This window comes from Verrucomicrobiia bacterium (assembly GCA_019634625.1).
In the GTDB taxonomy this organism is placed as follows: Bacteria; Verrucomicrobiota; Verrucomicrobiia; order Limisphaerales; family CAIMTB01; genus CAIMTB01.
On the sequence record JAHCBA010000005.1, the window covers coordinates 167089 to 186481 of the forward strand.

The 19393-nt window shown below is 66.9% G+C and carries 15 protein-coding genes; 9 read left to right on the forward strand and 6 right to left on the reverse strand.

Going from position 1 to position 19393, the window contains the following annotated elements; all coding sequences use genetic code 11:
* Positions 1-210 precede the first annotated feature (210 nt).
* The 4 genes from KF833_04885 (at position 211) to KF833_04900 (ending at position 4741) form a co-directional block, all read left to right on the forward strand.
* Complete coding sequence (locus KF833_04885; protein MBX3744622.1) at positions 211-1275, forward strand: ParB/RepB/Spo0J family partition protein; 1065 nt, start codon at positions 211-213, stop codon at positions 1273-1275.
* Positions 1276-1315: 40 nt separating this feature from the next.
* Positions 1316-2437 (forward strand): hypothetical protein, encoded by a 1122-nt coding sequence (locus KF833_04890; GenBank protein ID MBX3744623.1) that lies wholly within the window; start codon positions 1316-1318, stop codon positions 2435-2437.
* Between the two features lie 276 nt (positions 2438-2713).
* A complete protein-coding gene (locus KF833_04895; protein MBX3744624.1) occupies positions 2714-3085 on the forward strand; it encodes a BlaI/MecI/CopY family transcriptional regulator in 372 nt (123 codons plus the stop codon).
* Positions 3086-3088: 3 nt separating this feature from the next.
* The gene (locus KF833_04900) at positions 3089-4741 is read left to right on the forward strand and encodes a hypothetical protein (protein ID MBX3744625.1); all 1653 of its coding nucleotides are present in this window, start codon (positions 3089-3091) and stop codon (positions 4739-4741) included.
* Between the two features lie 7 nt (positions 4742-4748).
* Here KF833_04900 and mutT read toward each other — a convergent pair whose 3' ends face one another.
* Positions 4749-5150 (reverse strand): 8-oxo-dGTP diphosphatase MutT, encoded by a 402-nt coding sequence (mutT, locus tag KF833_04905; protein MBX3744626.1) that lies wholly within the window; start codon positions 5148-5150, stop codon positions 4749-4751.
* A gap of 22 nt (positions 5151-5172) precedes the next feature.
* The gene (locus tag KF833_04910; protein MBX3744627.1) at positions 5173-5856 is read right to left on the reverse strand and encodes a tetratricopeptide repeat protein; all 684 of its coding nucleotides are present in this window, start codon (positions 5854-5856) and stop codon (positions 5173-5175) included.
* A 323-nt stretch (positions 5857-6179) separates the two neighbouring features.
* Between KF833_04910 and KF833_04915 the strand changes: the two genes are divergently transcribed.
* On the forward strand, positions 6180-7556 hold the full coding sequence (locus tag KF833_04915) for a Gfo/Idh/MocA family oxidoreductase (protein ID MBX3744628.1): 1377 nt from the start codon (positions 6180-6182) through the stop codon (positions 7554-7556).
* Between the two features lie 115 nt (positions 7557-7671).
* Positions 7672-8331, forward strand: a complete 660-nt coding sequence (locus KF833_04920) for a DUF3365 domain-containing protein (GenBank protein MBX3744629.1) — start codon at positions 7672-7674, stop codon at positions 8329-8331.
* A 1039-nt stretch (positions 8332-9370) separates the two neighbouring features.
* Here KF833_04920 and KF833_04925 read toward each other — a convergent pair.
* Positions 9371-9655 (reverse strand): zinc-binding dehydrogenase, encoded by a 285-nt coding sequence (locus KF833_04925; protein MBX3744630.1) that lies wholly within the window; start codon positions 9653-9655, stop codon positions 9371-9373.
* A gap of 393 nt (positions 9656-10048) precedes the next feature.
* Complete coding sequence (locus tag KF833_04930) at positions 10049-11053, reverse strand: NADPH:quinone reductase (GenBank protein MBX3744631.1); 1005 nt, start codon at positions 11051-11053, stop codon at positions 10049-10051.
* Positions 11054-11290: 237 nt separating this feature from the next.
* On the opposite strand from KF833_04930, the gene KF833_04935 reads away from it, so the two are divergent.
* The 3 genes from KF833_04935 (at position 11291) to KF833_04945 (ending at position 17127) form a co-directional block, all read left to right on the forward strand.
* Positions 11291-12421 carry a lactonase family protein gene (locus KF833_04935; protein ID MBX3744632.1) on the forward strand — a complete coding sequence of 377 codons (1131 nt, stop codon included), beginning with the start codon at positions 11291-11293 and terminating at the stop codon, positions 12419-12421.
* Between the two features lie 121 nt (positions 12422-12542).
* Positions 12543-15521 (forward strand): DUF2339 domain-containing protein, encoded by a 2979-nt coding sequence (locus tag KF833_04940; GenBank protein MBX3744633.1) that lies wholly within the window; start codon positions 12543-12545, stop codon positions 15519-15521.
* Positions 15522-15555: 34 nt separating this feature from the next.
* Positions 15556-17127 (forward strand): hypothetical protein, encoded by a 1572-nt coding sequence (locus tag KF833_04945; GenBank protein ID MBX3744634.1) that lies wholly within the window; start codon positions 15556-15558, stop codon positions 17125-17127.
* A gap of 90 nt (positions 17128-17217) precedes the next feature.
* Here KF833_04945 and KF833_04950 read toward each other — a convergent pair whose 3' ends face one another.
* Positions 17218-17514: a MoaD/ThiS family protein gene (locus KF833_04950; protein MBX3744635.1), complete on the reverse strand. Its 297-nt coding sequence runs from the start codon at positions 17512-17514 to the stop codon at positions 17218-17220.
* A complete protein-coding gene (locus KF833_04955) occupies positions 17511-18626 on the reverse strand; it encodes an exo-alpha-sialidase (protein ID MBX3744636.1) in 1116 nt (371 codons plus the stop codon). The genes KF833_04950 and KF833_04955 overlap by 4 nt, the downstream gene beginning before the upstream one ends.
* Between the last annotated feature and the right edge of the window lie 767 nt (positions 18627-19393).

The following is a 19393-nucleotide window of genomic DNA, read 5'->3' on the forward strand; positions in this document are numbered from 1 at the left end:
GATCGCTCTCCTCTCCTGGACCGGTTGTCCCCGCGATAGTGTCTCCCAACCCGCCAGCAGTCCGTCGAACTGAGCCTGCAGCGGAAGCGTACAAAACCTCTGGGCCCCAGAAGCCCTTATCCCTCCTCAAGCCAAATCGTTCGATAGGGATCCGGGGAAAGTCCGGCTGGTTTGACTTGGGGGGGAAGGTTCGGGAGAGTCCGCGCTTCGATGTCCAAACCGGCGCTAGGTCGTGGGTTGTCAGCGTTGCTGGGCGGCAGAACGCCCGGCGGGGCCTCGACGGAGTCCGCGCCGGCCGCGTCAGGGCCGCCGGCGGCGCCCAATGCGGCGCCCAATTCGGCGCCTGATGCGACGCCAAGTGTTGCGCCCCCGCCGATCGGGCCGTCCGGGACCTCCGCCCCCTCCGCGGTCTCGAGGGTGCCGGGAGAAGGCGGGGTGGAGCGGGTGCCGGTCGGGCGGATCCGTCCGTCCGCCCTGCAGCCGCGGCGCGATTTTCCGGAGCAGAGCCTGCAGGAACTGACGGATTCGATCCGGGAACAGGGAATCCTTCAGCCTCTAGTGGTACGGCAACAGGGCGAGTTCCTCGAACTGATCGCAGGAGAACGGCGCTGGCGGGCCGCCCAGCGGGCCGGGATGGCCGAGGTGCCCGTCATCGTGCGGGAGGCGGACGACACCACGGCACTCGAATGGATGCTGGTGGAGAACCTCCAAAGGGAGGGGTTGAACCCGATGGAGGAGGCCCAGGGGTACGGGGAATTGATGGAACGATTCGACCTCACCCAGGAGGCCGTCGCCACCCGGGTCGGGCGAAGCCGTGCGTCGGTGGCCAACGCGCTGCGCCTCCTCAAGCTGCCGGGCGACGTTCAGGGCTGGCTGCGGGCAGGCCGCCTTACCGCCGGCCATGCCAAGGCCATCCTTGCACTGCCCCCCGGCGAACCTCAAACCCGCGCCGCCCGACGGGTGCTCGACGACGGTCTTAGCGTTCGCCAGGTGGAGGAACTCGTCGCCCTGTGGACGGCGAAGCCGGAGTCCGCGCCCTCCGGACCCGCCGCGGCACCCGCGTCGTCCGGGGCGGGAGGCGGACGGGATCCGCATGTGGCGGCGATGGAGGACCAGTTGCGGCAGCGCCTGGGAACGCGGGTGAACCTGCGGTACCGCCAGGGGCGCGGGCAGATCGACATCCGGTTCGCCAACGACGCCGATCTCGAACGGGTCCTCGAGGTCATGGGCATCCGCATGGAGGAATCCGACCCTCCGGGAAACGGAGCGGTTTAGGGAAGCCGGGGTGGCCCGGCCAAGGAAACGAAGCGAATTCATGAACACAACAGCATTGCGCAGCGCCTGCGCCGACGCCCTCGAAGCCGCGTCCGGCCGGGTGCCGGAACTGACGGCATTCCTCGGCCTCGACGGGTTCGTGGACGAAATCATCGCGGTGGTGGACGAGCGGCGAAACTCGGAGGACTACTCGCGAATACCCACCATCTCGGCGCTGGCCGAACGGATCGGCGCCGCCGCCGGTCGCAGCACCAACATCGAACTGGTCACCACCCGCACGAAACTGGGCGGCAACGGACCCATCATGGCCAATGCCCTGGCCGCCTTTGGCGTCCGCGTCACCTATCTCGGCGCCCTGGGTCATCCGACGCTCCATCCGGTCTTCGAGGAACTGGCGACGCGGGCCGAGGTCCACAGCATCGCCGATCCGGGACGTACCGACGCGCTCGAGTTCGAGGATGGAAAACTGCTGCTTGGCAAGATGTTTCCCTTGGCGGAAGTGACCTGGGAGGCCATCGAGGAACAGGGCAAGCGGGAGCTGGTCGAACACCACATGGGAAGCACGTCGCTCGTGGGGTTCGTGAACTGGACCATGCTGCCGTACATGAGCGACATCTGGGAGGCAATGCAGCGGGAGATCTGCCCGAAGCTGACAGGACCGCGCCGCTCGATGTTTTTCGACCTGGCGGATCCCGAGAAGCGCCCGTTGAGCGAGCGGAAGCGGGCCCTCGAATTGATCGTCGGGTTCCAGAAGCATTTCGACTGCATCCTCGGCCTCAACGAGAAGGAGGCCTTCGAGGTGGGGGAGGTGTTGGGGTTGTCCGGTTTTCACCAGGGCCGGACGGATCTTCAGGCCTTGACGGCGGCCATCCGGCGCGAAGTTCCGGTGGATACCGTGGTCGTGCATCCGACCCGGCACGCCCTCGCCACCAGCGGCGCCGGAGTGGACGATGTGGACGGCCCATTTGTGGCCAAACCCCTGATCACCACCGGGGCGGGCGACCATTTCAATTCCGGGTTCGTGCTCGGGAAACTCCTCGGCCTGACCAACGGCCAGGCCCTGCTGTGCGGCGTGGGGACCAGTGGATTCTATGTGCGGACGGGGCGCAGCCCGGCGGTGTCGGACCTGATCGGGCTCCTGCGGGACTGGCCGACGGCGTGACCGGCGGGGCCCGCGGTTTCAGACAGGCTCCCTGGCGGTGCACCCCGGGTGGTGGGTGAGGAGGCAGAGAATCGGAGGGACGGGCTCCGCGAGTCCCCAATCCATGGCACCCCTCCCCTGGGGCCTCATGGAACCCGGCCCTCCGGGGCCACGCTTCGCGAGGCTCGCACCTCTCTCCCCACAGCTCCTGAAGGCATCGGTTTCCGACGCCGGCCCAATTTCCGGCTTGCCCTGAAGCGACTACCCGCGTAGTCGGGTGGGAACACCACAGTCGTCATGAAGAAGGTTCCGCGCATTTCAGAAACCGAGTGGCAGATCATGAAGATCGTCTGGTCCCGTGGCCCGTGCACGGCCAACGAGATCCTCGAGGCGTTGAATTCCCGTGAGCCCTGGCATCCCAAGACGGCGCGGACGTTGATTGGCCGGCTGGTGAAGAAGCGGGCACTCACCTACAAGGAGGACGGCCGGGCCTACATTTACCGGGCGGGAATCAGCGAGGAGGATGCGGTGGCCCACTACAGCCGGTCGTTCCTGGAACGGGTGTTCGACGGGGCCCTGGCGCCCATGGTCGCCCACTTCGTTCAGCATGAGCGGCTCTCCCCCACCGATCTGAAGGAGCTGCGGGATGTGTTGACCGGCAGGGACTAGGCCATGCAAGGGCTCGCCGAAGCGGCGGGCTGGCTGTTCGGCTGGCTCCTGCGCAACTCCGCCCATGCCGCCATCCTGGCGGTCGTGGTGTGGGGGTTGGAGCGGACCGTGGGGAGGAGCCTGCCGCCGCGCTGGCGATACGCCATGTGGCTGGTGGTGGTGGCAAGACTGCTGCTGCCTGCCGCGCCGGAAAGCTCGTTCAGCCTCTTCAACCTGGTGGACCTCGCCCCGGCGAATGTGGCCGGCGTGGCATTGCAGGTGCTGGGCCTGCCCGCGCCCCTGGTGGTCTCCCACGAAGCGCTCCCCGATCCCCTCGTCGATACTCCCGGGTGGTTCGTGTGGGCGCTGGCCCTGTGGTTCCCGGGAGCGCTCATCCTGGCCTTTCTCGTCTGGCGGGATCATCGTCGGCTCGTCCACGCCTTGCGCGCCACCTCGCCCATCCTCGATGCGGAGGTGCTGGACCTGCTCCGCCAGAGCAAGGCGGTGATGGCGGTGCGCGAACGGGTGACGGTCGTCGAGACTTCCGGAATCACCTCCCCCGCCATCTCGGGATGCTGGCGGCCGCGCCTGCTCCTGCCCAATGGTCTCCTCAGCCGGCTCACCCCGGACGAGATCCGGTTTCTCTTCCTCCATGAACTCGCTCACGTGAAACGCGCGGACCTGGCGCTGAACTGGGTCCTGGCGGCCATCCAGATCCTCCACTGGTTCAACCCTGTCGTCTGGCTCGCCCTCCGGCGCCTGCTCGCCGTCCGGGAGGAAGTCTGCGACAGCATGGTCCTCCGGTCGTGCTTTCCGGGCGCCTCCCGGGAGTACGGGCTCACTCTCCTGCGCCTGCTGGAGGAGTGTGCGCCGAAACGCCTCGTCCCCGCCCTGGCAGGCGTCCTCGATGACGTGAGGACCCTCCGGAAACGCATCGTCTGCATCCGCGACTTTGGCGTCCGCGATCCGCACCCGGCGGTGCCTGCCGGATTGACTCTGGCGGTCGCCCTGGCCGGGCTGACCGAGCGCACCGAGAACGGGGCGGATTGGGTGCGGCGCCACCAGTCGGCCGCGGCGGAATGGACCATCCCCAAGGCACCCCACAACGAGCCTGCCCCAACGGCTCCTGCAAGTGTCCCGCTGGCAACACCCGTCCCTCCGGCGCCCCGGCCAGCTTCGGAGGCCCCTCCCCCTGAAGACACGCCCCGGCGAGCCGATCTGTCGGCGCGATTTCTGGGAACGCTTTCGATGGTGATGCAGCAAACCCTGGCCGACCTGCTCCCAGACGCATCGGGATCGACCCGGTCTGCCGGGTCCGCCGAACCCCCGACGTCACCCAACGCCACCGCGGCAGTCGCTTCACCCGGAGCCTCCGCGGCCAGTGCCGGCCCGCCCCAGCATCCCCACCCGGCTCCAATCCCTCCCCCGCTCGCCGCACCCCGACTGGTCCAGACGCCTGCCTCCGGCGGGGCCGGTTCGGCGCCGCGCCCAGGCACCCGGCCTTACCCTCTCCCGCCCGTTGACCAGCGGGGCGATGTGATCCGCCCGCCCAGGCCAAGCCGCGAAGCCACCTCCGGTGTGGGAGGTACTGTGCGAAGCTTCGAAGGCATCATGACTCCCGGCATCCGCTCGCCCGGAACGCCGACGCGCTGGGGGCGCATCCCCGAAGACGGCTGATCGCCTGTCATCGCGCCCAGGACACGCGGTCCGCACGGAGGCGGTCGAGGAGCAGTGCGTCGGCCGCTGGAAACGCGTGGGCGTCGAGGCCATCGGGACCAATCCAGCGCAGGGCCGCGCATCCCAGCGGTTGCGGCTCCCCTTCGAGCACCCGGGCCCGATAGAAGCGCAGTCTCACCTGCTTCCCCGGATACTCGAACTCGATCTCCTGATACAGCCCGTCCACGCCCGCCTCGATCCCCAACTCTTCGTGGAGTTCGCGTCGGAGACAGGCTTCCCAGGGCTCGCCCGGTTCCCTCTTGCCACCCGGAAACTCCCAAAGCCCGGCAAGGTGCGAACCGGGCGGGCGTTGGGTGATGAGAAGGCGCCCCTCCCGGAAAATCAGCCCGGCAGCCACCTCGATGGGAATCCGGGCCGTGGGTGACGACACGTCAGGGCACCGAATCGACCGGCGCGCCGTTGCCGGCCAGTTGGGGATGCGACCGGATCAACGACTCGCGCTGCTGCATGGCCTGCTGGGCGAAGGCGCCGGCGTCGCGGTCACGCAGAACTTCATCGTAGAGGCGGAGGGCGATCTCCGGTTGCCCCCGGCTCGCGTGAATGCGGGCCAGGGCAAGCCGGGCCTGTCCGGCCACGCTGTCACCCGCGTACTCCACGATGACCGCCTGATAACGGGCCACGGCGTCATCGATCCGATCCAGGGCATCGAGCGAGGCAGCGACACCGTAGGCGGCCTGGGCGGCGAGCGATCCCGAACGTTGGCGTTCGCCCGCCTTCTCGAATTCGGAAAGGGCTTCCGAGTACTGACCCGCCTCGAAAAACGCCCCCGCCGCCAGCAGTTGCGCCCGTCGCCCGGCCATCGAGGAGGGATACTGGTCGGCCACCCTCAGATAATCGGCCGCTCTGGGGGCCGTCTCCGAAACGCCGGGGCGGGCGCGCAGCGCGAGCAGGGCGGCATTGGCCTTCGACTCCCGGTCCGCCCGCACGTTCCGCCAGACCAGCAGCACGGAAACCCCCAGGATGATCACCACCAGGGCCGCGATCAGCCGGGCCTGATGGATCTCGAGCCAGGCCATCACCTGCATCATCCGATCCTGCTCCGGGGGGGGAGCCACGGGCGTCGGTTGGGTCGCTGCCGAAGACATAGAGCCGGCAAGAGTCTCGCCGGGGAAACAAAACTCAAGAGCGAATTCACGAACGGGCTCGCGCCGGTGCATCCCCAAGTTGTCGGTACCGAGCCAGCGAACCGGAGGGACGAGCTCCGCGAGTCCTCAACCCAACGCTCCACACCGTTGCGGCCTCGTGGAACTCGGCCCTCCGAAGCGCCGCTTGGCGGAGTTCGCACCTCTACCGACAACTCCGGGATGCACTGGCTCGCGCGCTCGCGCGAGCCCGGAGATCCGTTGTCAAATGGGATCGGGACGTGCTGCCATGCCGCATGCACCCGCTGTCATCCTCCCCGGGTCGGCCCGTCCCGAAATCCTCCCGTCGCCGCTTCCTCGCCTCCGGTTCCGCCGCAGCAGCCGGCGCCGCGTTGTCCGGGCTGCCCCTGCCCGCCGTGCATGCCTCGGGCAGCGACACCCTCCGAATGGCGCTGATCGGCTGCGGCGGGCGCGGGAGCGGTGCCGTGGCCAACGCGCTCGAAGCCTCCGGCGGGCCCGTCCGGCTGGTCGCCATGGCCGACCTCTTCGAGAATCGCCTCACCGGTTCCCACCACGCGTTGTCCGGGGCCTATGGCGACCGGATCGACGTGCCGCCGGACCGGCGGTTCATCGGGTTCGATGCCTTCCGACATGCCATCGACTGCCTGCGTCCCGGTTCGGGCGACATCGCCCTGCTCACCGGCTATGCCGGGTTTCGTCCGGCCCAGCTCGAGTACGCGGTCCAGCGCGGGGTGCATGTGTTCATGGAGAAATCGTTCGCCACCGATCCACCCGGCGTGCGCCGCATCCTGCGCGCCGGCGAGGAGGCCGATCGGAAGGGCCTCAAGATCGCGGCCGGCCTGATGTGCCGCCATTCCCGCAACCGCCAGGAACTGATCCGCCGGATCCGCGATGGAGAGCTGGGTGACATCCTGATGATCCGCGCCTACCGCATGGAGGCGTCCGGGCCGCTCGGACGAAAACCGGAAGCGATCCCGGAGATCGAGTGGCAGCTCCGCAATTTCACCAAGTTTCTATGGGTCTCGGGCGGCCTGTTCGCCGAAATGGACATCCATCAAGTGGACGAGATCTGCTGGATCAAGGACGCCTGGCCCGTGAACGCTCATGGCGTCGGAGGCCGCGTCGCCAACAGCACGGATTGCAGCCAGAACCTCGACTCCTTCTCCGCCGAATGGACCTTTCCTGACGGCACGCGCGCCTTTGACGTGGTCCGCTACATCCCGCGCTGCCACGACGAATTCGCGACCTACATTCATGGCACGCGCAGGGCCGCCCAGTTCTCCGGCAACATCCACGCCGCCACGGTCCGGATCTTCAAGGACCAGCGCATCGAGAGGGGCAATCTCGAATGGGAGGCACCCCGCGAGGAAACCACCGCCTGGCAGGCCCAATGGAACGATCTGCTCCACGCGATCCGTCACGACCTGCCCCTCAATCAGGCCCGCCCGGCCGCCCTCTCAAATCTCACCATGATCCTGGGCCGCGCCGCCATTCACATGGGCCGCATCGTCTCCTGGCAGGAAGCCATGACCTCATCCTTCCAGTTCTGCCCGAACCTCGAGGATCTTTCCCTCGATGGGCCCGTCCCCGTGCAAGCGGACACTTCCGGCCGCTACCCCGTTCCCATTCCGGGTCAGTGGATCGAGATCTGACCGCGCTGCCGTATATCCAGCCTGCCCTCCCGAGGTTGCCGCGAGATCGCTGCTCAGCCCCGCAGTCCGCCAAAGGGTTGTTGCTGGCAACCAGCATCCCCGGGACCATTCCGCCATGAGTATGCCATCTTGGCTGGGAACCGGTCTGGGATTGGCGCTGGTGTTTGGCGCTTGTTCCAAGCCGCCCGAGCCCCCGGCGGCTGCCCCGCCTCCGCCGCTCCCGGAAGTGTCGGCCGAGGAACGTGCCGACGTTCTGGCCAGGGGCCGTGCGATCGCCGGCGAAACCTTTGAGGTGCTGCGCGGCAACCTTCAGACCGCCATCCAGGCGGGCGGTATCCGCAACGCCCTGCCATTCTGCTCCATGGCCGCGTCCCCGTTGACCGCGGGAATGGCCACGAAGCATGGGGTCACCCTCCGCCGGGTCACCCACAAGACCCGCAATCCTGCCGGCGCCGCCACCCCTGCGGAGTTGGCTATCCTCGAAACCTTCAGGCAGGCACTCCGGGGTCCTGGCATCACCCCAACCAACCCGCCCCCGCCGATGGTGACCAACTTCGATGCACGCACCCTCTCCTTCTTCGCGCCCATCGTCATGGCCCACGAGCTCTGTCTCAAATGCCACGGGGAACCCGGACGCGACATTCTTCCGGAGGACTATGACATCATCCTACGGTTATATCCGCAGGATCGGGCGACGGGGTTCGAGATGGGTCAATTGCGCGGGGCATGGAGAATTGACTTCCCAAGGGCGCTTTCGGATCGGCCGGCGGAATGAATCGTGTGGGCCGTGCCACCGGGCCATGGATGCGCGCCATTGAATTCTCGATGAGCCATTGGCTGCTTGGGCACGTTGGATCTTCCTCGGCTACAGCAAGCGTTACTCCGGCACCCAGCGCTGAGCATTCACGAAAAAGCCACGTCGCCGTCCCGGCTTAAGGTCGGGACGGCGAGGTGGTTTCGAGCGTCGGGCCCTAAAGGACCGCGGCGAAGGCCCCTCCGAGAATCAGGGCTCCGAACACCCACCAGAGGGCGATTTCAAGACGACCGGGGCAAGCATTCATAATCGAAACTTTGTGACGTCCAAGTTACATATCGGTTGCTTGATGGCAACGCCCAAGTCACGGATTCGTGACAATCAATCCGGTGCATCCCGGAGTTGTGGGTGAGGAGGCAGCGAATCGGAGGGACAAGCTCAGCGAGTCCTCCATCCATTGCACCACTCCGCTGCGGCCTCGTGGAACTCGGTCCTCCGAAACGACGCTTCGCGAAATTCGCACCTCTCCCCACAACTTTGGGATGCACGGGTGACAATCCCGAATCCTGAATTCTGAGGGAGCGTTTCGGCTTGAGGGCTGCCGAGGTCGTTTGGGGGGGGCTCAAGATTCAAATTGCCGATGCGAGGAAGGTCAGACGGGAGAGTTCAGGCGGGTTGGGGTTGGAAGGTTGGGAGAGGCCATTAAGACGGGAATGGCCTTGGGAGGTCGGTCAGCCGGCAAGCCCTATCCTATATCCTATAGTGCGCCCGGCACCTAGATGTTGACGCGCCGCGACGAGGCCACCCGCCGCGGTCACAAGGGAATTCTGACGAGTACCGGGCCGAAGCACGCCGTCATCGTCAGCAGTCATCAATATAACGCCTGACCGATTATATTCATTGTCAATTGTCAAAATCACGATGGACTGGCTTGCGGGCTGATTTCTGGGCCGATGCGACAGATCGGGCAGGGGGGCGCCACGTCTCGGTTGGCCCGGGTCGCCGCTGGCCTCGACCTCCCCCCAAAATTCCTGGGCCGGGGAACGCAGCCCGGTCACGATCAGATCAATGCCTCGGGTCGCAGCACCAGCTTGCCGGCCAAGCCGCCCTTCTTCAGGACCGTGCTCTCCTCCTGGAGGCGGTGAGCGGCGGCAGTTTCCGACAGGGGGAGAATCCGGTCAATCCGCGGGCGGTACTGACCACCGGTCAGCCAGCGGTTCAAATCCTGCGCCGCGTTGCGCTGCTCGTCGGGTGAGGCGGCGAACATGACGAAGCCGTGGAGGGAACAGCCCTTGACGTAGAAGGGTCCCACGGGGAACGGGGGGCGGGCCTCCCGGCCGGCCATGAGCACGGGCGGCCAGCGCGGATTGTGAGCCTGGCATGTGGATGTTGACGCGCCGCGACAAGGCCACCCACCGCGGGCACAAGGGAATTCTGACGAGAACAGGACTGAAGCGCGCCGTCATCGTCAGCAGTCAGCCATATAGCGCCTGACCTTTTATTGGCATCGAGTCATCCATAGAAAGCCTGACCTATTATCTTTTTATCGAGTCATCAATAAAACGCCTGACGTATTATTTATCGAATCGCAGCGGACTGGCCAGCGGGGCTGGTTTCGGGCCCGATGCGGCAGAACTGGCAGGGGGGGCGCCAGATCTCGTTTGACCCGGGTCGCCGCTGAGCTCCGCGGGTGGGCTAGCCCCCCCCATTCCAGGGCAGGGAACGCCACCCGGTCAGATCAGATTAGTGCCTCGGGTCGCAGCACCAGCTTCCCGGCCAAGCCGCCCTTCTTCAGGACCGTGCTCTCCTCCTGGAGGCGGTGAGCGGCGGCAGTCTCCGACAGGGGGAGAATCCGGTCAATCCGCGGGCGGTACTGACCACCGGTCAGCCAGCGGTTCAAATCCTGCGCCGCGTTGCGCTGCTCGTCGGGCGAGGCGGCGAACATGACGAAGCCGTGGAGGGAACAGCCCTTGACGTAGAAGGGTCCCACGGGGAACGGGGGGCGGGCATCCCGGCCTGCCATGAGCACGTACCGTCCGCGGGCGGCCAGCGCGGCAACCGCCAGGTCGAAGTCCGGTTCGCGCGTGGTTTCCCACCAGACATTGACCCCGGCGGGGGCGACCTTCTTGAGTTCGGCAGCCACATCCTGCGTGCGGTAGTTGAAGACCGCGTCGGCGCCGAGCTGGCGGCAGAGCTCGACCTTGGCATCGCTCCCGGCCGAGCAAAAGACCCTGGCACCCAATGCTTTGGCGATCTGGAGTACGGCTGTGCCCACACCGCCGCTCCCACCCTGAATGAAAATGGACTCGCCCTTCTGCAGCCTGGCCTCCCGCACCAGGCCCAGATGGGCGGTGATGCCCACCAGGGCACCTGCAGCGGCCAGATCGTCGCTCACCCCCGCAGGCGTCGGATAGGCCCAGACCTCGTCCACGGCGACCTGCTCCGAAAAAGTCCCATGCCGCCCGAGGAGACCCTGGTTGCTGCCCCAAACGCGGTCGCCCACCCGGAACTGTTTCACGTCGAGACCCACGGCTTCGACCACGCCGGCGAAGTCGCACCCGACGACAAACGGGAGCGGGATCTCCATGGGCACCAGCCCGGACCGCAAATAGGTGTCGATCGGGTTCACGGCGACCGCATGGACGCGGACCCGAAGCTGATTGGCCTTGATGGCGGGGAGGGGCAGTTCCCCGTACTGGATTACCTCCGGGGGTCCGGTCCGTTCGAGGTAGGCGGCTTTCACGCCGCCACGTTGGCGCAGGCCCGGTTCGGGAGCAACGCCGGAGCCACCTCGCAACGTGGGTTCGACCGAACCCGGTCGCTGGACGGATGGCACCGACGGAAATTGTGTGCATATGCACGCTGTTTAGGATGATTTCAACGGCGGCTCCGAAGGGTTGCGCTTCCATGGGGTGTCGCCCTCGCGAACCGGGACGTCCGGGGCTTGGAATGTGGGCCGGATCAGGGCTTGATCTCGCCCATGAAGTCCCCCTTCGTCGGCGCATTCCGCATCCTATTGGTAGCGATCCTCGGCCTCTCCGGACTGGCCCGGGCGGAAACCTGGCACGTGTATTTCGGTACCGGCGGACCGGGGGCGAAGGGCATTTACCGGTCCAGCTTCGATACTGCTTCGGGCCGCCTCGCCCCGGCGGAACTCGCCGCCGAGATCGCGTCTCCGGGTTTCCTGGCGGTTCACCCCGACGGCACAAAGCTGTACGCCGTGGCCGGCTTTCCCGGCGGGCCCGGCGTGGCCGCCTATCGGATGGCACCCGACGGGTCCCTCGCTCCCCTTGGCACGTCACCGACGGGCGACGGCGGCGGCGCGCATGTGGCGGTCCATCCGAGCGGACGATTCCTGCTCACGGCCCAGTATGGCGGCGGGTCCGTGGCGGTGTTTCCTCTCGATGCCGAAGGCCGCCCGGGTGTCGCCACGCTGCATCGCCATGAAGGGGGCTCGCGCGTGGTCGCCAACCGCCAGAACGCCCCTCACCCGCACTGGTGCGGATTTTCGCCCGACGGCCGTTATGCCCTGGTTCCGGATCTCGGCATGGACGGAATCGTCATCTACCGGGTGGACGTCGAGCACGGCACGCTGGAACGGCACGGCTTTGCGGCGTCGGTGCCGGGTGGCGGTCCCCGCCACATGCGCTTCTCCATCGACGGACGGTTCATCCATCTCCTCAACGAGCTATCCCTGTCGGTGACTTCCTTCGCCTGGGATGCCGCCTCGGGAACAGCACGGCGCCTCGGCACAATCCCGGCCCTCAGTGAAGAGGCCAAGGCCAAGGAGGCCTTCAACTCCGCCGCCGAGATCCTGGTCCATCCGAGCGGCCGGTTCGTGTATTCCTCCAACCGCGGCCACGACACCGTCACCGTCTATCGAGCGGATCCGGAAACGGCGGGGCTCGAGGTGATCCAGGTGCAACCCATCCGCGGCGCCTTTCCCCGCAACATCAACCTGGCCCCCGGCGGAGGCTGGCTGCTGGCCGCCGGGGCCGACTCGAACACGGTCGCCGTCCATCGCGTGAACTCCGATACCGGCGAGCTCACCTACCAGACCCGGGGCATCATCAATGTCCCCGCCCCGATCTGCATCGTGTTCGCCCGTTGATCCGCACGATCAAACCCGGTCCCGATGGGCGCCCGCCATTTTTCGATTCACGCCATCGCGCCCCGGGGGGATATAGGGAGCGCCGGTCCGAAACCTCGAATCCTCCTTCCACGGCACGGCGATGATCGCTCCCATCCTTCTCCTTCTCGTCCTGGGCGGCATGGTGGTGGCCGGTCTGGTCACGCTGGTATGGCTCTGCGTTCAGGTGTCCCAACTGCGGCGACGGGTGGACCACCTGGAACGGGCAACCCATCCCGAACCGGCGCCAGAACCGCAGGACCTCCCCACGGCGGATGCCGCTCCAGCCTGGCGCGATGAACCGCCGGTCCCTGCCCCCGCCGGGGCACCGACCTTCGAGAATGCTGGCGCGGAGACGTTCTCGTCGTCCTTGGCCCCCGATGACGGGCCGCCGGTGCTGCCTGCCGAGGCGCCGTCGATACCCTTCGCTCCGCCTCCCGGTCAGACTGCGGCAGGTCGTCCATGGGGTTCCGTGGACTGGGAGCAATTCATGGGGGCGCGTCTTTTCGCGTGGCTGGGCGGGCTGGCCCTGTTCCTCGGCGTGGCCTACTTCGTGAAGTACTCGTTCGAGCGCGACCTCATCCCGCCGGCGGGCCGGGTGCTGATCGGGCTGGCCACCGGACTGGGCCTGGTCGGAGGCGGATTGCGTTTGTGGCGGACGGCGTATGGCGTCACGGCTCAGACCTTGTGTGCCACCGGCGTGGTGATTCTCTACGCGGCGCTGTTTGCGGGGCACGCTTTCTATCGCCTGCCCTGGCTGCCGCAGAGTCTCACCTTTGCGGCGATGACGTTGATCACCGCGGGCGCCTTTCTCCTCGCGGCACGGCTCCAGGCCCAGGTGGTGGCGGTGCTCGGGCTGCTGGGCGGATTTCTCACGCCGATCCTGCTGTCGTCGGGACAGGACCAGGCTCTGGCACTTTTCACCTATATCGCGTTGCTCAATGCGGGCCTGATGGCGGTGGCCCTGCGACGCCGCTGGGAATACCTCGTCCTGCTGGGTGCCATCGGCACCTGGCTCCTGCAATGGGGCTGGGCGGGACGGTTCCTGACCCCCGACCGGTTGTGGACGGGCTGGGCGGTGTTCGCGGGTTTCAATGCACTCTTCGCCCTCGGCCTCGGTCTGGCGAAGCGGTGCGACCGCGCCAGCGACTGGTGGTCCGGCGCACTGACCGTCACCGCAGTCTCAACCCTCGGCTGGGTGGGTGGCATGCTGCTGGGAACGGACGCTGGAACCCGACCGGCTCCGTTGTTTGCGATGGTCCTGGCCGCCGATGTGGTGCTCCTGGCCGCCGCCTGGTGGCGCGCCCGCTGGACGTCGGCCCACGTGGTGGCGGGGATGATCGCCTTCGGATACGTGGCCCTGTGGCAGGCCCGGTTCCTGACGCCCGAGCTGCTCGGATGGGCGCTCGGGTTGAGTCTTGGGTTTGCGGTGCTGCATGTGGGGTTCCCGTTGTTGCTGGTGCGATGGCAGTCGGATCGCGGAACCCAGGTGGTCCGTTCCGCGCAACTCTTCCCGCCGCTCGCCCTGTTGATGCTTGCCCTCCCGTTGCTGCGTCTCGCGGAGGCCTCGTTCGCCCTGTGGCCGGTGCTGCTGCTGGTGAACCTGCTGGCGCTGGCCCTCGCCGTCTGGGCCCGCGGCCTGTTCGGTGCGGGGGCGGCCGCCATGCTGACCCTGTTGACCACCGGGCTTTGGATCGGGCGCATCGCCAGCGTGCCGACACCTCCATTGGGCTTCACTCTCCTGATGGTCGTGGGTGCGGCCGTCCTCTTCGGGGCGGCTGCCTGGTTCCTTTGGGAACGGGCCCGACGGACCTCCGAGCCGGACGATGCGCAGTCGGCGATGCTCCGCCAGTTCCCGGTGATCACCACGCTGATGCCGTTTCTGCTGCTGGCCCAGGTGGTGGTGGTGCTTCCCATCCCCGATCCCACACCGGTGTTTGCCGCCGCCCTCGCTCTGGTCGGCGTCCTGCTCGTCCTGGCCCTGCGCCTGCGAATCGAATTCCTGCCCCTGGCGGGACTGGGCGGGCTGGCGCTGCTCCAGCATGTCTGGTGGCTGGATGAACTGTCAGGGGCAACCCATCCCGGACGGGCCCTCGTCGGGTGCCTGGTATTCCTCGCCTGCTTCGGCGGCCTGCCGTGGTGGGCGCGGCGAACCATGGAAACCCTGCGATGGCCCTGGGTGGCGGTGGCGCTGGCGGGCCTGCCCCAGTTCCACCTCGTGTACCGCCTGATCGAACGGTACTGGCCCAACGAGATCATGGGGCTCATCCCGCTGGCCTTCGCCGTGCCGCCCGCCCTTGCGCTGGCTGGGTTGGTCCGCTCGCGCAACCAGCAAAGCCCCTGGCACCTCGAACGTCTGGCGTGGATGGGAGGCGCCACACTGGCCTTTGTCACTCTCGCCTTTCCCATCCAGTTCGAGCGGCAATGGCTCACACTCGGGCTTGCCCTCGAAGGTGCGGCGCTCCTCTGGCTGTTCCGCAAAGTCCCGCACCCGGGCCTGCGCCTGGTCGGGGTGGTGATGCTCTCGGTGGTCTTCCTGCGGTTGTGCATCAATCCGGCCGTCCTCGAATACGCCGTGCGCGGCCCGCACGGCCTCTGGAACGTCTGGCTCTATACCTACAGCCTGGCGGCCGCCGCCATGTTCCTCGGTGCCCGGGCCCTCCAGCCGCCCGACGACTGCCTCGGACCCCTTCCCGGCCGCGCCTGGCTGGCCGGCCTGGGTACCGTGCTCGTGTTTGCCCTGGTGAACCTCCAGATCGCCGACTACTTCACGCCCGTGGGCGAATGGGTGCGGTTCGACTTCTCAGGCAACTTCGCGCGCGACATGACCTACACCATCGCCTGGGCTCTCTTCGCCCTCGCCCTCGTCGGCATCGGGATCGGCAAGCGGCTGGTCGTCGCGCGATGGGCCGGACTCGCGCTCCTTGGCGTCGCCGTGGCCAAGCTGTTCCTTCACGACCTCGCACGACTCGACCAGTTGTACCGCGTGGGCGCCTTGATCGCCGTGGCCCTGGTCGCCATCACGGCGTCCGTCCTCTACCAGAGGTTCATCGCCAGGGAATTGTCTCGACCCGCCCCGTGACCTCCTCCCCGACGACCCGCATCCATCATTGGACATGTACCGCTGCTCCTTACCCCGGTCCCGCTCCCTCCGCATCGCCGCGCTCACCGCATGCCTCGCCCTGACCGCATTCGATGGACCCGCGTCCCCGGAACTCCCCGCCCAGGCGTTCTTTGGCATTCGTGCCGTGGATGATCGGACCGGACGCGGCATCCCGCTGGTCGAATTCGAGACGGTCCATCGGGTGCGGTTCGTGACCGACAACGCCGGCTGGGTGGCGTTCCTCGAGCCCGGCCTGATGAATCGACCGGTCTTCTTCCACGTTCGCAGCCACGGGTACGACGCGCCCAAGGACGGGTTCGGGTACGCTTCGGTGGTCCTGACTCCGCGACCGGGAGAACGGGCCGAGGTGCGAATGCGCCGTGTCAACGTCGCCGAACGCCTGTACCGCGTCACCGGCGAAGGACTCTTCCGTGACAGCGTCCTTCTCGGCGAACCGACCCCGCTGCGGGAACCTCTCGGAACCGCCCAGGTCGCCGGACAGGATTCCGCCTTCTCAGTCCTTTATCGCGGTCGCATCCACTGGTTCTGGGGCGACACCACGCGCGTCCGCCATCCCCTGGGCCAATTCTGGATGGCCGGCGCCGTCTCCGATCCCCCCGGACAGGGTGGCCTCGCCCCCGACGTCGGCGTGGACCTGCACTATTTCGTCAACGCAGAGGGGTTCAGCCGTCCCATGGCCCGCATGGGGGTCGATCGCGGCCTGATCTGGGCGGATGGCTTCACCACCGTGCGCGACGCTTCGGGTCGGGAACGCCTCGTCTGCCACTACGCCCACATGGAATCCCTCGAAAAGATCCTCGGCCATGGAATCGCCGTGTACGACGACGCCCGCGAGACCTTCGAACGGATCGCCGAGTTCGACCTCAGGGAACTCTGGCGCTGGCCGGCCCAGGCCCATCCCGTCCGGCACACTGACGAAGGCGTCGAATACCTGTTGTTCGGAGAGGTCTTTCCAACCTCGCGCGTGCCGGCGACCTGGGAAGCCTTCATCGATCCGGACCAGTACCAGGCCTGGACCTGCCTCGCCTCCGGTTCCACCCGGGAAGACCCGGTGCCCGACCGTGACGCCTCCGGGACCCTCCGCTGGGGCTGGCGCCGCGATGTGCCCCCGGTGGATATCGGGCTCGAGGCGACGCTCCTCGCGCGCGGCCTCATCCGGCGGAACGAGGCCCGGTATCACCCGCGGGATGCAGCCTCGGACCGAACGGTCACCCTGCACCGGGGATCGATCCATTGGAACCCGCATCGCTCCCGCTGGGTCGCCATCGCCGTCGAGATCGGCGGCACCACCTCGCACCTCGGGGAGGTCTGGTACGCCGAGGCGCCCGCCCCGACCGGCCCGTGGCGCAAGGCCGTCCGGATCGTCACTCACAACCGGTACAGCTTCTACAATCCGGTCCATCATCCCGCCTTCGATGAACAGGAAGGTCGCCGGGTGTATTTCGAAGGCACCTATGTCAACACCTTCTCAGGCAATCCGGACGCCACACCGCGGTACGACTACAACCAGGTCCTGTACCGCCTCGACCTCGATGACCCGGCCCTCGTCGCCGCCCGGGAATAGCCGCAGTGCATCGCATTGGCGGATTCGACGGAACTCCGGCTGATGGACCGTCGTCTGGCAGGCGGACGATCTGCGAACTCCGGCCAGGTTTCAGCCCCCCGCCATGGCGCCGACAATCAGGAGCGGTTCGTGGCCGTCCCGCACCGGGACGGGCAGTTCGGCGTCAGGCGGTTGATGGGACCAATCCTCGCGGCAGGCGTAGAAGCGGATAAAGGGGCGGCGCTTCAGGGTGTGGTGGTCGCGGAGGGTGCCGCGCAAGGTCGGGTACCGGATTTCCAGGGCAGCGAGAACGGTCGCGAGCGTGATCGGTGGGGGAACATCGAGACACACGTCGCCCTGGACCCGGGCCAGATTGCGAAGGTGGTACGGAAGAGTCACCCGGATCATGGAAGGGTCTGGACCTCGATGGAGAGAACCGCCGGCAGATCGCGCACGATGGGTTCCCAGGTGTCTCCGCTGTCGGACGAGGCATAGACCTGGCCGCCGGTGGTGCCGAAGTACACCCCGCACGGGTCGAGCGCGTCCACGGACATGGCCTCGCGGAGCACGTTCACGTAGCAGTCGCGTTGCGGCAGACCGCGCGTCAGGGGTTCCCAGGATTCGCCCCCCGAACGGCTGCGATAGACGCGCAGCCTGCCGTCCGGCGGGTAGTGTTCGGAGTCGCTCTTGATGGGGACCACATACACGGTGTCGGGCTCGTGGGCGTGAACCTGGATGGGGAACCCGAAATCCGAGGGAAGATCCCCGCTGACTTCGCGCCACGACCCGCCGCCGTCGTCGCTGCGCATCACATCCCAGTGCTTCTGCATGAACAGGACGTCCGGACGGGATGGGTGCAGGGCGATCCGGTGGACGCAGTGGCCCACCTCGGCATCGGGGTCCGGCAATTCGAATTGCGACTTCAGACCCTTGGTGGCCGGCTCCCAGGTCTCGCCGCCGTCGTCCGTTCGGAATGCGCCTCCGGCCGAGATGGCGACGACCATCCGCCCCGGTCGGGTGGGGTCGAGCAGGATGGTATGGAGCCCCATGCCGCCGGCGCCCGGGGACCACAAGTGACCCTTCACCGAGCGGAGGGCGGGGAGTTCGGCCCAGGTGCGACCGCCATCCGTCGAGCGGAAGAGGGCGGCGTCCTCACCTCCCGCCAGGACGGTGTCCGGATCGGTCAGAGACGGCTCAAGGTGCCAGATGCGCTTGAACTCCCACGGGTGCTGGGTGCCGTCGTACCATTGGTGGGTCCCCGGGGTCCCGTCGTAGCGGAACTCGTTCCCGACCGGCTCCCAGGTAGTTCCGCCATCATCGGACCGCTGCAGGGTCTGCCCGAACCACCCGCTGGTCTGCGAGGCGTAGAGCCGGTCGGGCGTCACCGGAGAGCCCTTGACGTGGTAGATCTCCCAGCCGCCAAAAAGGGGTCCCTCCACCTTCCAGTTCCGGCGCGCACCGTCGGAGGTAAGGATGAACGCCCCTTTGCGGGTTCCAACAAGAACTCTGATGGTGCTCATAATGCGACGGGATCTGAGGTGGACGGGGTTATGACAGGCGGACGGTGACCATGCAAACCGGCGCAGCTTCCAATGCGCCTTCTTCGGGTCGGAGCCGGATGGCCGCCGTCTCGTTCGGGAGTGCGGACCGCTCACCTCCGTGTCGGGTTTCGGAATGCATGAGCACCCAGTCATGACGAACGGGCGAGACGATCCGGGACAGGTATCTCCCTCGTGCCCCAGAAGCCCGAATCCACGGCGAGCCGGAGCGCCCGCTTCGCTCCTTCCTCAGTCGCCGTTCGCCGACTGGGGGGTGGGACTGGGGGGTGGGAGAGGAGGATACGCCGCAACCGGGAACTTAAGACCGGCAGTTGGGTGGATGTCGACGTCTAGAACGTGCCCGTAGAATGTGCCCGACACGTTATACTTGACTGCTGACCCAACAAGAGTCTGACACTTAGTTGTTGACTTCTCTGACATAAAGTCTGACACATACTTGTTGACACTGTGGTTCCTCCGGAAACCTTGGAGTTCTCATCTGGCCATGGTGGATACCATTGCAGCTTGGCAGTTGCCCCGACGGTCAACAGCTATTGGCCTGCGTTACTGAAATAAGTTGCTGACATTGCACGCACACACTCTCTCTCTGCTGCTCTGCCTCCACCCCCTACACCCCCAGCCCGGCATCCCCTAAAATTCCTATCGGCTCACTGGAGATGATCCTGCCGCGTGTCGTCAACATTAGGGTGCCGGGCTCATTGACTGTAGCGGTTTGGAAGGCTCACGCT